18 protein-coding genes, 1 pseudogene and 1 riboswitch are annotated in these 20,666 nt (G+C 66.5%); of the genes and pseudogenes, 8 read left to right on the forward strand and 11 right to left on the reverse strand.

Annotation, left to right across the window (positions count from 1 at the left end):
- Positions 1–38: 38 nt before the first annotated feature.
- From vapC to cobU, 5 genes are read right to left on the reverse strand one after another with little or no spacing between them, the layout of a single operon-like run.
- A complete protein-coding gene (vapC, locus tag C662_RS14870; RefSeq protein ID WP_002930809.1) occupies positions 39–437 on the reverse strand; it encodes a type II toxin-antitoxin system tRNA(fMet)-specific endonuclease VapC in 399 nt (132 codons plus the stop codon).
- A gap of 2 nt (positions 438–439) precedes the next feature.
- Positions 440–679 carry a type II toxin-antitoxin system VapB family antitoxin gene (gene vapB / locus C662_RS14875; protein WP_002930811.1) on the reverse strand — a complete coding sequence of 80 codons (240 nt, stop codon included), beginning with the start codon at positions 677–679 and terminating at the stop codon, positions 440–442.
- A 48-nt stretch (positions 680–727) separates the two neighbouring features.
- Positions 728–1,495, reverse strand: coding sequence for an adenosylcobinamide-GDP ribazoletransferase (locus C662_RS14880; protein ID WP_002930813.1), 768 nt, complete (start codon positions 1,493–1,495; stop codon positions 728–730).
- Positions 1,496–1,501: 6 nt separating this feature from the next.
- Positions 1,502–2,548 carry a nicotinate-nucleotide--dimethylbenzimidazole phosphoribosyltransferase gene (cobT, locus tag C662_RS14885; RefSeq protein WP_002930815.1) on the reverse strand — a complete coding sequence of 349 codons (1,047 nt, stop codon included), beginning with the start codon at positions 2,546–2,548 and terminating at the stop codon, positions 1,502–1,504.
- Between the two features lie 55 nt (positions 2,549–2,603).
- Positions 2,604–3,152 (reverse strand): bifunctional adenosylcobinamide kinase/adenosylcobinamide-phosphate guanylyltransferase, encoded by a 549-nt coding sequence (cobU, locus tag C662_RS14890; protein WP_002930818.1) that lies wholly within the window; start codon positions 3,150–3,152, stop codon positions 2,604–2,606.
- Between the two features lie 92 nt (positions 3,153–3,244).
- Positions 3,245–3,478: riboswitch (cobalamin riboswitch) on the forward strand.
- Between the two features lie 140 nt (positions 3,479–3,618).
- On the opposite strand from cobU, the gene C662_RS14895 reads away from it, so the two are divergent.
- The 5 genes from C662_RS14895 (at position 3,619) to C662_RS14915 (ending at position 9,801) form a co-directional block, all read left to right on the forward strand.
- Positions 3,619–5,580 carry a TonB-dependent receptor gene (locus tag C662_RS14895; RefSeq protein ID WP_037984776.1) on the forward strand — a complete coding sequence of 654 codons (1,962 nt, stop codon included), beginning with the start codon at positions 3,619–3,621 and terminating at the stop codon, positions 5,578–5,580.
- 31 nt (positions 5,581–5,611) lie between these two features.
- Positions 5,612–6,601, forward strand: coding sequence for a FecCD family ABC transporter permease (locus C662_RS14900; protein ID WP_002930822.1), 990 nt, complete (start codon positions 5,612–5,614; stop codon positions 6,599–6,601).
- A complete protein-coding gene (locus C662_RS14905) occupies positions 6,598–7,404 on the forward strand; it encodes an ABC transporter ATP-binding protein (protein ID WP_002930824.1) in 807 nt (268 codons plus the stop codon). The genes C662_RS14900 and C662_RS14905 overlap by 4 nt, the downstream gene beginning before the upstream one ends.
- A gap of 235 nt (positions 7,405–7,639) precedes the next feature.
- Entirely contained in the window at positions 7,640–8,488 is an 849-nt protein-coding gene (cobA, locus tag C662_RS14910; protein ID WP_002930826.1) for a uroporphyrinogen-III C-methyltransferase, read from the forward strand.
- Positions 8,485–9,801 (forward strand): cobyrinate a,c-diamide synthase, encoded by a 1,317-nt coding sequence (locus C662_RS14915; RefSeq protein ID WP_002930828.1) that lies wholly within the window; start codon positions 8,485–8,487, stop codon positions 9,799–9,801. The genes cobA and C662_RS14915 overlap by 4 nt, the downstream gene beginning before the upstream one ends.
- Before the next feature lie 468 nt (positions 9,802–10,269).
- Here C662_RS14915 and C662_RS14920 read toward each other — a convergent pair whose 3' ends face one another.
- Positions 10,270–11,157 carry a LysR family transcriptional regulator ArgP gene (locus C662_RS14920; protein ID WP_002930830.1) on the reverse strand — a complete coding sequence of 296 codons (888 nt, stop codon included), beginning with the start codon at positions 11,155–11,157 and terminating at the stop codon, positions 10,270–10,272.
- A gap of 152 nt (positions 11,158–11,309) precedes the next feature.
- On the opposite strand from C662_RS14920, the gene C662_RS14925 reads away from it, so the two are divergent.
- From C662_RS14925 to C662_RS14935, 3 genes are all read left to right on the forward strand, one after another.
- Complete coding sequence (locus tag C662_RS14925; protein WP_002930831.1) at positions 11,310–11,915, forward strand: LysE/ArgO family amino acid transporter; 606 nt, start codon at positions 11,310–11,312, stop codon at positions 11,913–11,915.
- A 71-nt stretch (positions 11,916–11,986) separates the two neighbouring features.
- Complete coding sequence (gene asd, locus C662_RS14930; RefSeq protein WP_002930833.1) at positions 11,987–12,844, forward strand: archaetidylserine decarboxylase; 858 nt, start codon at positions 11,987–11,989, stop codon at positions 12,842–12,844.
- Between the two features lie 234 nt (positions 12,845–13,078).
- Complete coding sequence (locus tag C662_RS14935; RefSeq protein WP_002930834.1) at positions 13,079–13,513, forward strand: CBS domain-containing protein; 435 nt, start codon at positions 13,079–13,081, stop codon at positions 13,511–13,513.
- Between the two features lie 51 nt (positions 13,514–13,564).
- Here the strand turns inward: C662_RS14935 and C662_RS14940 are convergent, their stop codons facing one another.
- The 5 genes and pseudogenes from C662_RS14940 to C662_RS14960 form a co-directional block, all read right to left on the reverse strand.
- A complete protein-coding gene (locus C662_RS14940; RefSeq protein ID WP_002930836.1) occupies positions 13,565–14,863 on the reverse strand; it encodes an acetyl-CoA hydrolase/transferase family protein in 1,299 nt (432 codons plus the stop codon).
- An 87-nt stretch (positions 14,864–14,950) separates the two neighbouring features.
- Positions 14,951–16,882, reverse strand: a complete 1,932-nt coding sequence (locus C662_RS14945) for a sensor histidine kinase (protein WP_002930837.1) — start codon at positions 16,880–16,882, stop codon at positions 14,951–14,953.
- Entirely contained in the window at positions 16,883–17,983 is a 1,101-nt protein-coding gene (locus tag C662_RS14950; protein WP_002930838.1) for an ABC transporter substrate-binding protein, read from the reverse strand.
- Positions 17,980–20,223, reverse strand: a complete 2,244-nt coding sequence (locus C662_RS14955; RefSeq protein ID WP_232433287.1) for a GGDEF/EAL domain-containing response regulator — start codon at positions 20,221–20,223, stop codon at positions 17,980–17,982. The genes C662_RS14950 and C662_RS14955 overlap by 4 nt, the downstream gene beginning before the upstream one ends.
- Before the next feature lie 183 nt (positions 20,224–20,406).
- Positions 20,407–20,666 (reverse strand): annotated as a pseudogene (locus C662_RS14960) (DEAD/DEAH box helicase); the annotation flags it as partial.

Raw genomic sequence — 20,666 nt, forward strand, 5'->3', positions numbered from 1 at the left:
GGCAGTGCGGCCGGGCTTGCGTCGGTGATCGTGCCGCGTCAGGCCCAGTTCTCGAGCCGCAAGCCTGCAACGCGCTCGAACTCCGAGGTGTTGTTGGTCACCAGGATGAGGCCGCGCGAGCGCGCGTGGGCGGCGATCATCATGTCGTAGGGGCCGATGGGGCGGCCGGCGCGGCAGAGCTCGGCGCGAATCTGGCCGAAGTGGTGGGCGGCGGCGGCATCGAAATCCAGCGACTCGACACGGGCGACAAAGCCCTCGACGACGGCGAGGTTCGCCTCCGGCTGGGCCGAGCGCTCGGCGCCGAACACGAGCTCGCCCAGGCTGACGCTGGAGATGGCCATCTGGCCGTCGTGCTGGCGAAAGCGTTCGCGCACCTGGGCAGGCTTGTTCTTGATGGTGTAGCTGACGATGTTGGTGTCGAGCAGGTACTTGAGCATGCTCACCAGGCCTCGCGCACCTGGTCCGCAGGTTGGTCGCGGCTGCTCAAGAAGTCGGCACTGACGTCGGGGCCGTCGAACCAGGCGTCCCAGCTCGCTTCGGCGGGGGTGATGATGCGGGTGTTGCCGATCGCGGTGATCGTGACCTTCTTGATCGATTCGGGCAGCTCGAGCGCCTTGGGCAGGCGCACGGCCTGGGTCTTGTTGCTGCGAAAGACGGTGGTTTGCGACGAGCTCGTCATGGCCTCACCTCGTTCTGTGTGGATATGGTTGAAGTATATCCCAGGTGCTCAGAGGCTGACAGCGACGATGCCCACATAGCAGGCCAGCTCCGTCACCTGCTGCACGGCGCCGAGCAGGTCGCCGGTGTGCCCGCCCAGACGGCGCAGGCAGAGGCGGGCGAGCCATACGGTGAGCAGCGCCGCCAGGCTCAGCACAGCCAGCGCCGGCAGCGGTGCGAGCAGCACGAACGCGGGCAGCAGGCCGCAGGCGGCGGCGATGAGGAGGTCCTTGCGGCCCAGGTGGCCGACGACGGCCGCTGCCTTGCTGCTGTCGTCGCTGCGCGCATAGGGCAGGGCGTGCAGCACCGCGGTGGCCGCCAGGCGCGACAGCGCGTGGGCGACGAAGAGGGCGGTCGCGGCGGTGGCGGGGCTGGCCGCGGCCAGCTCGATTAGCGCCGCGGCCTTGGCGAGCAGCATCAGCACGAGGCCGATGGCGCCATAGCTGCCGATGCGCGAGTCCTTCATGATCGCCAGGATCTGCGCCTTGTCCCAGCCGCCGCCGAGACCGTCGCAGCTGTCGGCGAAGCCGTCTTCGTGGAAGGCGCCGGTAAGGCGGATCGTCACTGCCATGGACAGGATCACCGCCAGGCTGGCCGGGAGGAACTGGGCGAACAGCAGCAGGCTTGCCGCACCTGTGCCACCCACCACCCAGCCCACCAGCGGAAGCCAGCGTGCGGCGTGGGTGAGGCGCTCCGGTGCCCACGCCACCCAGCCCGGCACCGGGATGCGGGTGAAGTAGCCGAGGGCGATGCAGAACAGTTCGAGCTGCGTGCGCATCGGGCTTCAGCTCTGGTCGCTGACGCCAGCCGACTCGAAGCTCGCCATTTCGTTGAGGAAGTTGACCGCCGCCTGCGCCAGCGGGAAGGCGAGCGCTGCGCCCGTGCCCTCGCCCAGGCGCAGGTCGAGCTCCATCAGCGGCTCGACCTGCAGGAAGTCGAGCTGCACGCGGTGGCCCGGCTCCTGCGATCGGTGGGCGAACACGCAGTAGGCGAGGATGCGCGGATCGATGGCGTAGGCGACAAGCAATGCCGAGGTGACGATGAAGCCGTCGATCAGCAGCAGCATGCGCTTTTCGGCCGCGCCGAGCATGGCGCCGGCCATCATCGCGATCTCGAAGCCACCGTACTCGGCCAGCACGGCCAGCGGATCGCTCGGCCGGCCGCCGCGCTCGAGCGCTTGCGCCAGCAGGCTGCGCTTGCGGAAAAGGCCGGCGTCATCCAGCCCGGTGCCGCGGCCGGTGACGTTGTAGAGCTCGGCGTCGTGGTCGGCGCCCACCAGGCAATGGGTGATCAGGGACGCCGAGGCGGTGTTGCCGATCCCCATCTCGCCGAAGCCGATGCAGTTGCTGCCGTTGCCGGCGAGTGCATGGGCGATGCCGCGCCCACGCTCGAGGGCGGCGTCGCGCTGCGCCGGCGTCATCGCCGGGCGGTCGATGTAGCTCGCCGTGCCGGGGCCGATCTTGGCGTCGATCAGGCCCGGGCGCTTGCCGAACTCATGATTCACGCCTGCGTCGACCACGCTCAGCCCCAGCCCCATCTGGCGGCTGAAGACGTTGATCGCGGCCCCGCCGGCGAGGAAGTTCTCCACCATCTGCCAGGTCACGTCCTGCGGGTAGGCCGATACCCCGGCGCGTGCCGCGCCATGGTCGCCGGCAAAGACGACGATGTGCGGTTGGTGCAGTTCGGGGGCAGGCGTCTGCTGCACCAGTGCGATCTGCAGCGCGAGCGCCTCGAGCCGTCCGAGCGCGCCCACTGGCTTGGTCTTGCGGTCGATCTTGTGCTGGATGGCGGCGCTGAGCAGGGTGTCGGGCTGGGAGAGCTGGAAGTTCATGATTTACGAATGCCGGGTCGCGGGCCTGCCGGATGCAGACGGAATGAGCGCGAGTTTAGCCGTCCTTGAGCACCAGCGGCAGCCCCGCAGCGACGAACACTACGCGTGGGCACGCTGCCGCAACCGCTTGGTTGAGTCGGCCAGCCTCGTCGCGGAAGAACCGGCCAAGCGCGGTTTCGGGGACCAGTCCCAGGCCGACTTCGTTGGCGACGAGGATGATGTGCCCTGGCAGGGTCGGCAGCACGGCCAGCAATGCGTCGCGCTCGCGACGGAAGGCAGGCAAGTCTTCGGCGCTCGCGCCCGGGGGCAGGTGGTGGGCATCGGTGAGCAGGTTGCTCAGCCACAGCGTCAGGCAGTCGACCACCAGGCAGCGCCCGGGGGCGGAGGCCTCGCGCAGCGTGTCCGCGAGCGCAATCGGCGCCTCCACTGTGCGCCAGCCGGCGGGGCGGTCGGCCTGGTGGCGCCGGATGCGCGCAGCCATCTCCGCATCCAGCGCCTCGGCGGTGGCGATCACCGTCACCGCCAGCCCCGACGCCGCCGCCCGGCGCTCGGCCTCGCGGCTCTTGCCGGAGCGGGCGCCACCGAGGATCAGTTCGCATGTCATTGTTCTGGCGGGTCCTTGTGTAGGGAACGTCTGTATCTTATTGCAGTGCACGATACCGCCCCGTACGGTATCATCCGCGCCGACTGCCCCGGAAGGGGCAACGCGTTATCGGTGCCCACGGGTGTTTCTCGCCCAGGGTTAAACGGGAAACAGGTGCGCGGCCCCTCGCAAACGAGGCCGCAATGCCTGTGCTGCCCCCGCAACGGTAAGTGCGCGCAAGGTGGGTCATGCAGCCACTGGGTCTTCGACCCGGGAAGGCGATCCATCCGTCCGGCTCCGCCGGCACAGCGCACGAGCCCGGAGACCGGCCGGAGCGCGAAATGGCGGATGTGCCGCGGGGTGGCGGCGACGGGCGTGGTGGCTTCTCTTTCTGCTCTCTTCGGTTCTACCTGGGTCGTGGTGCGTCCATGTGCTGGATGGCTTGTCGCATGCGGGGACGCATGGCAGCTACCGAGGGGAGATTCCCATGAAATTTCATGTTTCGCGTCTGAAAGCCTCTGTCTGTGCCGCCCTTGCGGTTGTTGCGCAAGGAGCTGTGGCCCAGGAAAGTGTTGGGCAGACCGTGCTCGTGTCCGCGACCCGCATTGATATGCAGGATCAAGATGCGCCTTACGCATCCGAGGTGCATACGCGTGAGGACATAGAGCGATCCGGTGCCCGCTCGCTTTATGACTATCTCGCGTTGCAGACCTCTTTGCAGGTGACGCCGAGCTATGGAAATCGTTATACGCCGCAGATCAGCATGCGCGGCTATGGTAGTGCGAACGGACATCAGAACGTAGTAATCTCGGTCGATGGGCGCAGGCTGAACAATATTGATATGGCGCCACAGTTGATCGGTTCCATTTCGCTTGCAGATATCGAGCGCCTCGAGATCACGAAGGGCAGCGGGGCGGTGCTCTATGGCGATGGGGCTACTGCTGGGAGCATCCAGATCTACACCCGGGTACGCGACGGTGTCAGCCTTGATGCTTACACAGGCAACTATGGTACTCGCGGGGCCGTGCTGGCGGCTGGTGTTGTTCGTGATCGGTTCGATCTCTCCGCAACGCTCGATCACGGCAAGTTCGGGGGATTCAGCGACAGAGATCCCACTGGCCATCGCGATCAGTCTGAGGCAAATACTTGGCGCTTTGCGGCTGGTGGAAGGCCAACAGAAGCCCTGCGTCTGGATTTCGAGGCTGGCGCATCACGTATAGATACGCGTTACCCGAACTCCTTGTCTCTGGCACAGTTTCGTGACAGCCCGGCAATGAGTGATTCCCGAAATTACACTCGACAGAAACTCGACTCTGATCATTGGAGTCTTGGTGCTGATTTCGCTCTCACTCCAGAATGGCGGATATATGCTCGACATGCGGATGAGGGCAAGAGCTCGCAGTATCTTCCGTCTTCTCCGTCGAAATATACCTACAAGTCAAATGAGATTTCGGTGCAGTTTCTGCGTGGCGGGCTGGCTCTGAACGCAGGGGTGCAGAGCTTTGACGGCGATCGCAAAGGGGCAGATGGCGTTACCACGAAAGACAATTTCGGTGGTTTCCTGCACGGGCAATATTTGTTTGAACAGCTGACAGTGTCGGCTGGTGTGCGCCGGGAGCGTGTGGAATATGGCTATAAGCCTTTGGCTGGGGCAGCACTGGGCCAGGAGGAACACCTAACATCCTGGGAGGCAGGCGCCAACTACAGTCTCAGTCCGGTGCTGTCTGTTTTTGCAAGTTACAGCGATGCTTTCTTGTCTCCCGACATCGATCGCTTTTTCGCAAGCGAGTACGATCCTCTAACTTGGGCGTTTGTCGGTAAGCGCTTCAATGGCTTCATCGAGCCAGCCAAGAGTCGCATGATTACGTTAGGGGCAAATCACCTTACCGATCGGAATCGATTCAAGGCGTCTATCTTCTATACCAAATTGAAGAACGAGATCTATCTTGAGCCGATTTCATACAGCAACACCAATATTGACAAGTCCCATAAGTATGGATTTGAGATCCAGAACAGCCTGCAGTTAATGGCTGGTGCTTCTGCGATAGTCAATTACGCGTGGACGCGCGCGGTGATAGACCGGGAATCCGACGGAGGAGGAGCATACAACGAGAAGGAACTGCCTGGCGTTTCTCGACATAGCTTGGTCATGGGGCTCAACTTTCGTGTGGCGGATACAGCGAGCATGAATATCACCCACACATGGCGGAGCAAGGCATGGGCGGATGGAGATTTCGACAACAGAAATGCCGCGCGGCAGCGTGCCTACAACTCGACTGATCTCGTGTACAAGCACCGATTGTCTAAGGCAGTTGAGGTCTATGGCGCAGTGAACAACCTCTTTGATCGCGAGAACGGATTAGCGTTGGAGTCTGCTTGGGCTGGAGATCGTATTTATCCGATCGACTTCGAGCGCACTTGGAAGATTGGTGCTCGCGTCACGTTCTGAGTGATACGAACAGGAGGAAAGGGGGGCGAAGGTGCATGAGCGCCGGAGACTGATCGCCGTGCTGGGCGTGCTCCTGCTTGGAGCAGCGGGAGCCATCGTGCTGTCCTTGCGCGCTGGTGAGTTGCAGTTGGATCTTGCCGCTGTTTGGAGTGCTCTTGTTGACGATGCAGGGGGGGTGTCGGCCGCCATCATCCTCGAGCTCCGCCTCCCCCGCGCCGTCGCGGCGTTCGTCAGTGGCGGCCTGCTCGCCACCGCGGGCGCGCTCATGCAGGTGCTGCTGCGCAACCCGCTTGCCGACCCCTACATCCTTGGCATCTCGGGTGGGGCGGCGGTGGGGGCGCTGGGAGCAATCACGCTCGGGGCAGCGGCGTTCTGGATCGATGCGATGGCCTTTGCCGGTGCGCTCACGGCGATGCTGGTGGTGTTCGGCCTGGCGCACGGCGACGGCAGCTGGACGCAGACGCGGCTGTTGCTCACCGGCGTCATCGTCGCGGCCGGCTGTGGCGCGGCGGTGTCGATGTTGCTGGCGCTGGCATCGGATACGCGGGTGATGCCGATGCTGTTCTGGATGATGGGCGACGCCAGCGCGGCGGCGCGGCCGTGGCCGGCAGGGGTCGTGCTGGTACTGGCGCTGCTGGCGGTGATGCCGTTCGCGCGCGATCTGAACGTGCTCGCGCGTGGTGAGCTTACGGCGCGTGCGCTCGGCGTGCGCGTGCAACGGCTGCGCATCGTGCTCTACGTACTGGCCTCGCTGCTTACCGCCACCGCGGTCACGCTGGTTGGCTCGGTGGGTTTCGTTGGCCTCATCGTGCCGCACCTGGTGCGGCTCGTCCTCGGCAATGACCAGCGCGTGCTCATCCCCGCGGCGGCGCTGGTAGGCGGCACCCTGCTCACCCTGGCCGACACCGCGGCGCGCACCCTGCTGGCGCCGCAGCAACTGCCGGTGGGCGTGCTCACCGCGATGATCGGCGTGCCGGTGTTCCTGTTCCTGCTTTCGCGCAGTCCGCGCAGCAGCACATGAACGCCGCGCGCCGCCTGCCCGTCGATGCCGCACCCTTGCTCGAGGCCGAACGCCTCGCACTGCAGGTGGGAGAGCGCTGGCTGTGCTGCGAGTTCAGCCTGAGCCTGGCCGCGGGCGAGTGCCTGGTGCTGCTCGGGCCCAACGGCGCTGGCAAGACCACGCTGTTGCATACGCTCGCCGGCCTGCGCGAGCCCACGGTGGGGCAGGTGCGCCTGGGCGGCCTGCCGTATGCGGCGTGGCCTGCACTCGAGGCCGCGCGCTATCGCGGTCTGCTCGCCCAGCAGCAGCCCGACCCCTTCGCCGCCGGTGTGCTTGAGACCGTGCTGGTGGGGCGCCACCCGCACCTCGGGCGCTGGGGCTGGGAGGGCGCGGAGGATGTTGCGATCGCGCGCCGGACGCTGGCCGAGGTGGGGCTGGCGGGCTTCGAGCAGCGCGCGGTGCATACGCTGTCGGGCGGCGAGCGCCAGCGCGTGGCGATCGCCGCACTGCTGACGCAGGCGCCGCGGCTGTTCCTGCTCGACGAGCCGCTCAACCACCTCGACCTGCACCACCAGATCGCCACACTCGAGCTGTTCCAGCGCCTGGTGCGCGAGCCTGGAACGGGGCGCGGCAGCGTGATGGTGCTGCACGACATCAACCTTGCTGCACGCTATGCCGACCACATCATCCTGCTCGATGGCCGCGGCGGAGTGATTGCCGGTGACCGCGACGCTGTGCTGCGTGCGGACCTGCTTGGCCAGGCTTTTGGTCACCCATTGCGCCGCATCGAGCACGAAGGGCGGGTGGTGTTCCTGCCGGACTGAGGTGCCCCGGCGAGTGAAGCCGTTGAAGCTGATGCAGAGGCCGGGCGCGTCTGCCCGGATGCGCGCCACAGAAGGCGCCTTAGCCTGTGGCCGAGCGTGCATTGCGCGTCGTAAGGACGTACGCTCTCGCCCTCTGGACGCGACCTGGCACGCCGGGCGGCGTCATCGACATGAAGCTGGACGCATTTGACCTCGCCGCAGGGGCGAAGGCGGCGGCCGGTATGGAGCAATTGACATGACTATTCCCGATCTTGCCGTTCATCGTCCCGGTCCCCAGCCCGGCTGGGTGTATCTGGTGGGGGCAGGCCCTGGTGATCCGGAGCTGTTCACGCTGCGCGGTGCGCGACTGGTGGCCGGGGCGGATGTCGTCGTGTACGACAACCTCGTTAGCCCAGCCATCGTCGAGCTCGCGCCTGCCGCGGCGGAGCGGATCTACGTCGGCAAGAAGGCTGCCGACCACTCGCTGCCTCAGGACGAGATCAACCAGCTGCTGCTGGAACTCGCGCAGCAAGGCAAGCGTGTCGTGCGCCTGAAAGGCGGCGACCCCTTCATCTTCGGTCGTGGGGGCGAGGAGATGGAGGTGCTGGTCGATGCGGGCATCCCGGTCGAGGTCATCCCCGGCGTAACCGCGGCGGCGGGTGTCGCGGCGTACGCGGGCATTCCGCTCACTCACCGCGACCACGCCCAGTCCGTGGTGTTCGCAACCGGCTTCCTCAAAGAGGGCAAGGTCGATCTCGACTGGCCGATGCTGGCGCGTCCGCATCAGACTGTGGTGATCTACATGGGCATTTCGCGGTTGGCCGATATCTGTGCGCAGTTCGTCGCCCACGGCCTGCCGCCGGAGACGCCGGCCGGGGTCATTGAGCGCGGTACCACGCACGCCCAGCGCGTGGTGGTGGGTAACCTCGCGACACTGGCGCAGCGTGTGCTGGAAGAAGGTGTGCGCCCGCCCTCGCTGACGGTGATCGGCAGCGTGGTCGGCCTGTACCCCAAGCTCGCCTGGTTCGAACCCCAGGACCAGCCCAAGTCCTCGCCGCTGCCGCATGCCGGTTGCGCCGTGGTGCACGGCAAGGGCGCAGCGTGAGCGCTGCAGGGGGGCGTGCCTGCCCGGCGCTGCTCGTTGCCGCACCGGCCTCCGGCCAGGGCAAGACCACCATCACCGCGGCGCTTGCGCGCATGCACACCCGGCTCGGACGGAGGGTGCGGGTGTTCAAGTGCGGGCCGGACTTCCTCGACCCGCAGATCCATGCGGTGGCGAGCGGGGCTCCGGTGCATAACATCGACCTCGGCATGTGCGGCGAGGCCGACATTGCTGCGCGCCTGTACGCTGCTGCCGGCGAGGCAGACCTGATCCTGGTCGAAGGCGTGATGGGGCTCTACGATGGCACCCCTTCCGCCGCCGACATTGCACGCCGTTTCGGGATCCCGGTGATGACCGTGATCGACGCACGCGCGATGGCGCAGACCTTCGGCGCCGTCGCACACGGCCTGGCGCACTATCAGCCGGGACTGTCCTTTGCGGGTGTACTTGCCAACCACGTCGGTAGCGCGCGCCATGCCGACATGCTACGTGCGGCGCTGCCTGCGGGCATGCGCTGGTTCGGCGCAGTCATGCGCGACGCCGAGGCTGCGCTGCCAGAGCGCCACCTTGGCCTGCTGCAGGCGGCGGAGATCGCCGACCTGGACGAGCGCCTGGACCGCCTTGCCGATCATCTGCAGCAGACGGGCGCGGCCGCGCTGCCGCCCGCGGTGAGTTTTCCGCCAATGGCGCTGCCCGCACCCCCGCCGCTGCTGGCGGGGCGGCGCATCGCCATTGCTCGCGATGCTGCCTACGGCTTCATCTATCCGGCCAATCTTGACACCTTGCGCGCACTGGGTGCCGATCTGGCGTTCTTCTCCCCGCTCGCAGGCGAGACGCTGCCGGCGGGCAGCGCCGCGGTATGGCTGCCTGGTGGCTATCCCGAGTTGCATGGCGCGGCGCTGGCGGCCAACGTGCGCCTGCGCGCCGACCTCCATGCCCACGTGGCGGCCGGACGGGCGCTGCTTGCCGAGTGCGGTGGCATGATGAGCCTGCTCGAAGCTGTGGTGGACAAGGCAGGCGTCGAGCACGCCTTTGCCGGCGTGCTGCCGGGGCGGGCGATCATGCAGCAGCGTCTGGCTGCGCTCGGAATGCAGCAGGCGGACCTGCCCGAAGGGCGTATCACCGGTCACACCTTCCATTATTCGAAGACCGTGACACCGCTCGAGCCCTGGCTGCGTGCGCAACGGCCGGATGGCGGCGAGGGCGAGGCGGTGTATCGGCTCGGCTCGATTACCGCCTCCTACATGCATTTCTGGTTCCCTTCCAACCCGACCGCCGTTGCGGCCCTGTTGGCTGGCAACGCCCGCGCGGCGTAGGCACGTCGCGCCGCCCGATGGCGTGCCATAGGAGCGACGCAAGTCGCGAGCCTTTCGTCGCACCCGCCACCCCCATCGCCTTCACCCCCTCGCGGCTGGCGCCGCTCCTACGGGGGCGCGCGCGGTGTGCGGTAGGAGCGACGCAAGTCGCGAGCCTTTCGTCGTCCCGCCCAACCCCCCATCGCCTTCACCCCCTCGCGGCTGGCGCCGCTCCTACGGGGGGCGCGCGCGGTGTGCGGTAGGAGCGACGCAAGTCGCGAGCCTTTCGTCGCACCCGCCCACCCCCATCGCCTTCAACCCCTCGCGGCTGGCGCCGCTCCTACAGGGGGCGCGCGCGGCGTGCGGTAGGAGCGACGCAAGTCGCGAGCCTTTTGTCGCACCCGCCCGCCCCCATCGCCTTCAACCCTTCACGGCTGGCGCCGCTTTCCACCGAACAGCGCGGTAAGGGCGATTGCCGGGGGCTGGTCATCAGGGCGTACCCAGCGCTCTCGCGGCGGCTTCTGCGATCGCGCCTGCGAGCCGCGCCATCACCGGGGACTGTACCTGCCAGTGGTGCCAGTAAAGCACCACCTCCTCACGTTGCGGGGCGAGGTCGATCAGCTCGCCCCGCGCCAGGTGGGCGCGGGCCTGGATCTCGGGGATGAAGCCGTAACCCAGGCCGGCGACCGCGAAGGCCATGAAGCCCTCGGAAGAGGGTACGACGTGGTGAGGGTACTGCCCGGTATCCAGCCCGAAGTGTCGCTGCAGGAAGGCCTCGTGCATGTCGTCGTTGCGGCCAAAGATGATCGCCGGCGCGTGCGCCAGCGCGCTGCGGCTGAGGCCGCGCGGGAACCAGCGTGCGCGGAAGGCCGGCGAGGCAGCGCACAGGTAAGGCATCTCGCCAAGCCGGATCGCTGCGCAGCCGCGCATCGGGTCCGGGCGGGTGGAGACGCAGCCCAGTACCTCGCCGTCGGCCAGCAGGGCATGAGTGTGATCCTGGTCGTCCACCACGCAGTCGAGGACCAGGCCCTCTTCACGGACCACTTCGGCGACGGCGCCTATGAACCAGGTTGCGAGCGAGTCGGCGTTGACGCCAACCGCAAGCCGCATCGGGCCGTGGCGCTGTCCCGGCTCCAGGGCGCGTCGCGCTTCGGTCTCCATCAGTCGTAGCTGGGCGAGGTAAGGCAGCAGGCGACGGCCGGCCGGCGTCGGGCGCACCGGCTTGCTGCGCACCAGCAGCACCTGACCGAATTCGGCCTCCAGCAGCTTCACCCGTTGCGACACCGCGGACTGGGTGAGCGCCAGGCGGCGCGCGGCGCGCTCGAAGCCGCCTTCCTGCAGCACGGCTTCGAAGGCGAGCAGGCGATGGTCGATCATTAGCAGTTTTTGTTGAAAATGAATTAAATCGATTTTACTTAATAGTGCGTTTCTGTGGCGCTACATTTGGTCATTGCGGTGCTGCACCGCTCGCTGCATACAAAGGATCGCGCGGGCGCTGCCGCCGACCCATAACGACAACGGAACGCATCATGAGCAATGTCTACTTAAACGGCTTCATCCTCACGCTTGGCCTGATCATGGCGATCGGCGCGCAGAACGCCCACGTGCTGCGCCAGGGGCTGCGCGGCGAGCACGTGCTGCTGACCGTGAGCGTGTCGGCACTGTGCGACATGGCGCTGATCCTGGTCGGCATCGCAGGGCTTGGCAGCCTTTTCGTCGCCAGCCCGGACCTGATGGCAATGGCGCGCTACGGTGGCGCCGCATTCCTGCTCTGGTACGGTAGCCGCGCCCTGCGCTCGGCGCTGCGCGGGGGGCGGGAAATGAACCTCGCCGAGCACAAACGCATGTCGCGAGGCCAGGCCCTGCTCGCGGCGGCCGGTTTCAGCCTGCTCAACCCGCACGCCTATCTCGATACCGTGGTGCTGCTCGGCTCGATCGGTAGCCAGCAGGCGGAGGATCTGCGTCCGCTTTTCGCCGCCGGTGCGATCAGTGCGTCGATCGTGTGGTTCGTGCTGCTCGGCTACGGTGCGCGTCTGCTCGTGCCGCTGTTCTCCCGTCCGCTGGCGTGGCGCGTGCTGGACGGGCTGGTCGCCCTGATGCTGTGGGGGATCGCCGCATCGCTGCTGCTGGCATAGGGTGAGACCGGGGCGGCCGCTATAATCGTGGCCTTGGCGCCTGCTGCGCCGCTCTTGTCCAGGATCTCGCCGTGTCCGAACGTCTCACCGTTGCCCTGCAGTACGTCCTGCCCAAGCGTCTGCTTACCCAGCTTGCCGGCAAGCTGGCCGGTCTCGAGGGCGGACGCGTGACCACTGCCGTTATCCGCTGGTTCATCAAGCGCTACGGCGTGGATATGGCCGAAGCGGCCAATCCCGACCCGGCAAGCTACGCCAGCTTCAACGCATTTTTCACCCGCCCGCTGCGCGAAGGTGCGCGGCCGCATGCCGAGGCCGACTTCGTGTGCCCGGTGGATGGTGCGATCAGCCAGTTCGGGCCCATCGAGCGCGACCAGATCTTTCAGGCCAAGGGGCACTTCTATTCCACCGCTGCGCTCGTGGGTGGCGACCGCAGCCTGGCTGCCTGCTTCGAGGACGGTGACTTCGCCACCCTGTACCTGTCGCCGCGCGACTACCACCGCATCCACATGCCCTGCGCGGGACGCCTCACCCAGATGATCTACGTGCCTGGCGAACTGTTCTCGGTCAATCCGGCCACCGCGCGCGGCGTACCGGGCTTGTTTGCGCGTAACGAGCGTGTGGTGTGCGTATTCGAGGGCGAGTTCGGGCCCTTCGTGATGGTGCTGGTGGGTGCGACCATCGTCGGCAGCATGGCGACCGTATGGCACGGCGTCGTCAATCCGCCGCGGCGGCCGGACATCGAGAAGCGCGCTTACGCCGAGGGCGAGGTCGTGCTCGAGCAGGGCGCTGAAATGGGGCGTTTCCTGCTCGGTTCAACCGTGGTGATGCTGTTCCCGCGCGACGTGCTGCGCTTCAGTTCCGAGTGGGTCGCAGCGCGGCCGGTACGCATGGGCGAGGCCATGGCGCAGTGCAAGAAGGTTGAGGACTGAGCGTCCTCGCTTGCACCGTCGCGGTGCGAGCCATGCTGTCCATGCACGCTGGTGAGGCATGCTGCAGGCGGGATATTGCGCTGCAATATTCTTGTAACGTCATTATGCTGTCAAAAAGATGCGCTAAAACAGGTGTTTGGCGCCTGCTGTCGGGTTGCGGCAGAGGGTGCCGAAGCTGGCACGGTTGAAGCTTTGATAACTGTGCCTTTCCACAAGAGCATCAGGAGACAGATCATGCCCAGCCGTCCGATCCATCAGGTTCTCGCCGAGCGTCCCTTCGTCAGCGTCTCGATCTTCAAGCCGGTGCGCGAAGTCACCCGCATGATGCAGGACCTGCACTGCAGCGCTGCCCTCATCACCGAGCATGGCGTGCTCACCGGCATCTTCACCGAACGGGACGCCACTTTCCGCGTGCTTGCCGCCGGCCTCGATCCCGACGCCACGCCGGTCGGTGAGGTGATGACCCACAACCCGCAGACGCTGACCGATGACAAGCCCTTCGGCCATGCCCTGCATCTGATGTTCGAGAACGGCGTGCGCCACGTGCCGGTGGTCGATGCCGACCGTCGTCCGCTTGGCGTGGTGACGGCGCGCGATGCGCTTGCGCTCGATGCCCTGGACTTCGGTTCCGAACTGGTGCGTCGCGAGGAAATCACCGTCATCCTCTGAGCGATCCGTGCTGCGGGGCGATCGCCCTGCAGCACGACTTCCCGGTTTCGCTTACAGCAGCCCCATGCGCTTTGCAGCTTCGCGCAGTTCGGCGCGGAAGTCGGGGTGGGCAATGCCGATCAGCGCTTGCGCGCGTTGCTTGGCGGTCTTGCCGCGAAGTTCGGCGACGCCATACTCGGTCACCACGTAGTTGATGTCGTTCTTGCTCGTGGTGACATGAGTGCCGGGCGAGAGCACTGGCGCGATCCGCGACACGGTGTCGTTCTTTGCCGTCGACGGCAGCACGATGAAGGCCTTGCCGTCCTTCGAACGGTTGGCTGCGCGCACGAAGTCCACCTGGCCGCCGGTACCCGAGTAGGGCAGGTGGCCCAGGCTCTCCGAGCCGCACTGGCCGAGCAGGTCGATCTGCAGCGTGGCGTTGATCGCGCACAGCTTGTCGTTGCGCGCTGCGATGTAGGGGTCGTTGGTGAAGTCCACCGGGTGCATCTCGACCGCCGGGTTGCGATGCAGGTGGCGATACAGGCGCCGCGAGCCGAGCGCGAAGGTGGCAACCGTCTTGCCCGGCATGAAGGTTTTCTGGCGGTTGGTGACGGCGCCGGATTCGATCAGCGACAGGATGCCGTCGCCGATCATCTCGGTGTGGATGCCGAGGTCGCGCTTGTGCTGCAGCTGCATGACGACCGCGTCGGGGATGCCGCCGTAGCCGATCTGCAGTGTGGCGCCGTCGTCGATGAGGTCGGCGACGTACTTGCCGATGGCTTCCTGTACCGGGCCGATCTGTGGCAGGCCGACCTCGAACAGCTCCTCGGCGCTTTCGACCAGGCCGGTGACCTGCGAGATGTGGATGTGGCAGTTGCCGTTGGCGAACGGCACGTTCGGGTTCACTTCGAGCAGCACCACGCGGGCGCGCCGGATCGCTGCCATCGTGTAGTCGGGCGCCAGCGCCAGGCTGAAGTAACCGTGCTCGTCCATCGGCGAGGCCATCGACACCACCACGTCGGCCGGCGACAGGCCGCGGTCGATCAGCATCGGCAGCTCGGAGAAGTAGGCGGGAATGAAGTCCACCCAGCCCGCCTGGCCACCTGCACGGGTGGCGCCGCCGAAGAAGTAGGCGTCGTGGCGGATGTTCGCGCGCGTCTCGGGGTCGAGGTAGGCAAACTTGCGCAGCGGCAGGATCTGGCTCACCGCGACGTCGCGCAGCGCGTTGCGGCGTTCGGACAGTGCGTGCAGCAGCGCGGGCGGCTCACCGACGCCGGTGGGTACGACCACCGTGTCGCCGTCGCGCACGAAGCCGGCGGCATCGGCGGGTGTCATGCGCCGTTCGAGATAAAGGGCTTGCGGCTCGGTCATGCTGTCCTCCGTGGCAACGGTACTTTTAGTGGCGTAACCGCGGATTATACCGGGTTCCATACTGGTGCGTATGGATGCGATGTGGCGTCAGGCTGTCGCGCCTGTTTCGCTCATGCTTGGGGCAATCGCTGGGATGTGCAGTTCGAAGCAACTGCCCCTGCCCTTTGCGCTGCTGGCCGTGAGGCTGCCGCCCAACACGTTGGCGACGGCGTTGAAGGCGATGTGCAGGCCCAGTCCGGTACCGCCGCGCCCCTTGCGCGTGGTGAAGAAGGGTTCGAACACCTGCTCCAGTACGCTTGCGTCCATGCCTTGTCCATCATCGCTGACGGTCAGCCTGATGCGTCCGTCCTCAGCGCGGCGTGCGGCGATGACGATCGTGCCCTGCTCGCGATCTTCGAATGCGTGGATCAAGGCGTTGTTGATGAGGTTGGCCAGGACCTGCCCGAGCGGGCCCGGATAGCTGTCGAGTTCCAGGCCGGGCTGGATGTCGGTCTCGATCGAGAACGGCAGGCGTCTGATCGAGGGCCGCAGCGTGATGATGATCTCGTCGACGACCTCGTCGAGCATGAAGCGACGGCGCTGGGCACTCGACTGATCCACGGCGACCTGCTTGAAGCTGGTCACAAGGTCGGCGGCACGGCTCAGGTTCCGCGTTGCGATGTCTGCCGCCTGGTCTACGTTGAGCAGGAAGGTATCGAGGTCCGAGCGTCGCAGCCCGGCCTGCATGCAGCGGCGGAAGTCGCCGGCCTGCCCCTGCAGCGTGCTCACCGCCATCAGCCCGTTGCCGATCGGAGTGTTGAGTTCGTGGGCGACGCCGGCCACCAGGCCGCCGAGGGCGGCCATCTTTTCGGCGCGTACGAGTTCGTGCTGGGTGCGCTCGAGCTCTGCCAGCGTGGCCTGCAGCGAACGGTTGCTTTCGGCGAGGGCCTCGGTGCGCTGGGCTACGCGCTGCTCCAGGTCGAGGTTGAGCGATTGCAGGTGCGCGGCCATCGCCTCAAGGTCGCCGGACAGGGCATTGAGCTCGACCACCGGGCCACGCGGCCAGTGGCCCTGCCTGCCGTGCGCTGTGTCGCGGGCCTGGGCAATGATGCTGTTCAGTGGCGCGAGCAGAAGCTGCGCGAGGCTGCGTGACAGCAGTACGCCGAGCAACAAGGCGATCGCGAACGCCGCCCCGATGGCGATCACCATACGGCTCACACGTGGGTTGTCGAGGCCGGTCGGGGCAATGGTGACGAAGCGCCAGTTGAGGGCCTCCGAGAGCGCCAGCCCGGCGTGGTAGCGCTGTCCTTCGAAGTCGATGTAGGGGGGCAGGGGGGTGCCTGCAAGGCTGGCCTGAAGAAGCGGCAGGCCGTTGAGATTCATGCGTCGGGCACCCGGGCCGTGGCGGGACTCGGTGATGACCTCGCCACGGCTATCGATTACCCAGAGTGCTGCAAGGCGAGTGCTGCCGGTTTCTTCCAGGGTGCTCAATACGGCGTCGAGCGGCACCTCGCCGATCAGTACGTGGGAGTCACCGGCCGGTGTCGCGACGCCAACGGTGAGCACCCCCGAGAGCGCGGACAGGTAGGTGTCACTCCAGGTCGTACTGCGGGTCGCCTGGGTTGCGCGCAACAAGGGGGTGGATGACAGATCGCTACCGAGGATCTCGCTGCGTAGCCGGCTCATCGACGAGTCCAGTCCTGCCGCTGTCACACGCCCGTTGGCATCGACGAGGTAAAGCGCTCGCAGCATCGGAGTGCGCGCGATGATCATGTCGAGGACGCCCGCGAATACCTCTGCGTCAACCAGAGCATGACTCTCGCCTACCACCTCCAGGCGCGACTCAAGAGCACCGAGCACGATCTGTGTGCGGTTGGCGTGGTCGTTGGCCTGCAACTGCACTTCGCGCTGGGTCTCATCTTCGAGGGCGGGAATGCTGATCGCGAGCAGGGCCGCTACCACCAGCACCACGACCATGACGGTCGTGGCGGCCATGATGGCAACGACGAAGCTGCGCAGCCGCCAGTTCCGGAGGGTCATTCAGCGCACCAGGACGAACTGGCCGTCGTGGATCTCTGCGAAATGGATCGGCCGCGTGCTGTCGCCGAAGGCGTCGATCTCGATCAGGTGCTGCAAGCCGGGGTAGGGACCGTGGCGCAGGACGGCGTCCTTCACGGACTGCCCGCTCTTGCGCCGTTCCAGTGCCTGGAACAGCACGATGCCGGCATCGTAGCTGGCGATCGCGCTATAGCCGGGGTCGCGCTGGAAACGGGCCCGGTAGGCGTCGCGGAAGGCAGTGAAGCGAGGCGCTTCGTCGGTGCGATCGTGGGATTGCGCGATCAACAGTCCGTTCACGGCCTGGCCGCCGAGCTCCACCAGCTGTTCGCTTGCGGCCCATTCCGCGGCAGCGAGCGGCATGTTTGGTGAGAGCTTGCGCGTCTGTTGTGCCAGCCGCGCGACATCCACTGCATTGGCGATGAACAGCAGCCCATCGGGTTCGGTTTCGAGAAGGCGTGCGGCGACCTCGCTGAACATCGTATCTGCGGCGGATTCGAACTCGACCGCGGCAATGACCTCTCCGCCGTAGGCTGGGAACTGGCTGCGCAGTTCGGTGAGCCAGGACTCGGAGAATGCCCGGTTGCGTACGTCGTAAGCCACAGCCAGCCGGTGCAGGCCGCGTTCGGCTAGCACGCGGGCATAGTCCGCGGCATTGTCGCGCGTGCTGCGGTTGAGCCGGATCAGCATGTCGTCCTTGCCGACGAAGTGCATTGCCGTGATGACAGGGCTGAGGACAACGACGCCTGCTGCGTCGGCCAGCGGGAGGATGACATCGGCCATCGCGCTGGTGTACGGGCCGACAATCACCGCCGGGCGGGCACGGATCAGCGCTTGCATGGCTTGGTGAGCAGTGGCAGCGTCCTGGCCGTCGTCACCGACCAGCAGTCGCAGCGGACGGCCTCCGATGCCACCCGCCGCGTTGCGCTCCTCGATGGCAAGGGTGAGCGCATTGCGCGCCGCTTCACCGGTGTCTGTGGTGCGATTGGAGAGGCCGGCGATGAAGCCAATCACGATCGGCTCGGGTTTGCCGCATGCGGCCAGCAAGGCCGCGAGCAGAAAGATGAGGATGCGTTGTACGCTCATGCGACTCTTGTCCGGTATGTCTGCAGCCACTGCAGGAGCGCATCGAGCGGCATCGGTCGCGCGTAGAGGTAGCCTTGCGCTTCGTTGCAGCCCATCGCGCGCAGGCGTTCGGCCTGGCGTTCGGTCTCCACACCCTCGGCAAGCACCGCGATGCCAAGGCAATGGCCGAGGGGTACGATCATCTCCGCAATGCGGGCGCCGGGGCGGCAGCTGTCGAGCAGGGCGATGAAGCTGCGGTCGATCTTGAGCCGGTCCACCGGGAGCTGGTCGAGGTAGGACAGCGATGAAAAGCCGGTCCCGAAATCATCGATCGCGATCTCGACGCCCAGTGCCTTGACTTCGGCGAGAAGCGCGGACACCCGGGCCATGCCCATGACGGCCACTGACTCGGTGATCTCCAGTTCGAGCAGCCCTGGCGCCACCCCGCTCTCCTGCAGGGCGAGGCCGAGCTGTTCGGCATAGCTGCGGTCGCGCAACTGAGCGGGCGAGACGTTGATGGCCATGCGGATGTCGCTGAAGCCGGCATGGTCGAGTTGCGCGAGTGCGCCCAGTGCGGTGCGCATGACCCAGTTCCCCAGCAGGGTGATGATGCCGGAGCGCTCGGCTACCGGGATGAACTGGTCTGGCGGGACGAAGCTGCCATCGGCCCTGCGCCAGCGCAGCAGGGCCTCCACGCCGGTGACCCGTCCGCTTTCCAGTGAGAGCTGCGGCTGGAAAGCGAGAAAGAGCGCATCGCTGCCGAAGGATTGCTGCAGTTCGTGCAGCAGCCGGGTGTGCTGGCGCGACTCCAGCCCGATTGCCGAGGTGTAGAACTCGTGCTCGCCCTGTCCGCGCGCCTTGGCGCGCTTGAGCGCGATGGATGCATCCTTGAGCAGTTCGGCCCCAGCGCTGGAGCCGGTGTCGGCTCGCACGAAGCCCATGCACGCCGACACCGGGCGCTCGATACCGTCGAACACGTAAGGGGTTTCGAATAGTGGTGCGAGGTGGGCGGGCGACACCAGGGTTTCGTCGCCGCAGATCGCGAACACATCGCCCGAGACCCGCGCGATCGTACACGAGCCCGGCAGGGCCTTGCGAAGGCGGCTGGCGATGGCGCCAAGCAGGCGGTCGCCATAGACGTGGCCGAACATGTCGTTCGTCTCGGCAAACTGGTCGAGGTCGATGAGGGCGATCGTGCAGCCCGCGAGGGCGTCGGCCTCGATCGCAGTGTCCAGGTGCTGGACGAAGGCGCTACGGTTGGGCAGACCCAGCAAGGGGTCGACAAAGGCGATCTCGCGCAGCCGGGTGACCAGTTCGACGTTGTCCGCGCACAGCGAGATGTTGGTGCAGAACACGCCGAGCAGTTCGCGATCGACGTCGCCCAGGGGTTCGGGTGAATCGATGAACACGGCATAGCGGGTATCCTCGTGGCCGGAAAAGCACAGCGTGACACTGGTTTCGGTTACGAGGTTGCGCTGTTCGCGCAGGCAGCGGGTGAGGTTCGAGATGATCTGCGGATCGCCGATCTCGGAGACGGGGTGCTGGACGAGGTGGCTGAAGCAGCCCGCCGCGGCGATGATCCTGAGTTGTTCTGCGGTCAGGCTGTCCGGGTCGCCGCTGGCGCTTGCGCACACCAGTCCCTCCGAGGGGATGCCGAACAGGCCGGCGATCTGGGTGATCACCCCAGCGGCGAAGCCCTGTACGCCGTCGTGCGCCATCAGGTGGTGGCTGGAGGCCACGATCTGCTCCAGGCCCCTGCGGCTCTCGTCGAGCTGACACAACTGCGCGTAGGAACGGATTGCCGCGGTCAGCGAGGTAAACAGCTTGGTGCGCGTGAGTTCGCTCTTGGTCTTGTAGTCGTTGATGTCGTAGCGGCGGATCGTGTCGATCTCGGGCGCCTGGCCGGGCTGGCCGGTGCGCAGGATGATGCGCGTGTTGTGCAGGCCCAGTTCGCCGCGGATGCCCTCCACCGCGACGAGCCCGGCGTCGGAGGCCTCCATCACCACGTCGAGCAGCACGACCGCGACGTCGCGCTCGGCGCGCAACACGGCCATGCATTCCGCCGCCGAATGGGCGTGGAGCAGGCGCAGTGGGCGCTCCTCTATGTCCAGGCCGCGGAGGGCGAAACGGGTGCTCTCATGGACGTCCTCGTCGTCGTCGACGATGAGAACGGTCCAGCTGCGTCTTCCATGGGCCGGCGCAGGCCCAGGCAGAGGGGAGTCGTCGATGAACTCGACCAGATCGTCGCCATGAGGCCCCATGAGTCGTTCCGCCTGGATGAAGAAGCGCAAAGCGAATGCCCGCCACTAGTCCTGGTACGCGCAGTGCGTGCCAGGACCCGTGTCAGGCGTGGATGCATCCTTGCTTCAATCTTAAACGGTCTCTGCAGGCGCTGCGAAGGGGGCGCCTGACAGCGATTACCCGGGGTGGGGCCCCCGGGGAGGTCAGCGATTGCCGCTGCCGGGCTTGGCCGCGAACAGGGCCGGACGCTGGGCAGGTCGTCCGCCCGTGCCGCGGCCCTGCCCGTGCGGCGCGCGATTGCCGTCTGCGCCTGGGGCGCGCCCGCCGTTGCCGCGGTTGCCATCGAAGCGGTTGCCATCGACATCGGGGCGGGGCGGCGCCGGCCGGCGATTGCCGTCGACGTCGCCATGGGGGCGCGGCTGAGTGCGGCCGTCGGTCTTGGCGACCGATGAGCTGCGCCCGC

The organism is Thauera sp. 28 (assembly GCF_000310145.2).
In the GTDB taxonomy this organism is placed as follows: domain Bacteria; phylum Pseudomonadota; class Gammaproteobacteria; order Burkholderiales; family Rhodocyclaceae; genus Thauera; species Thauera mechernichensis.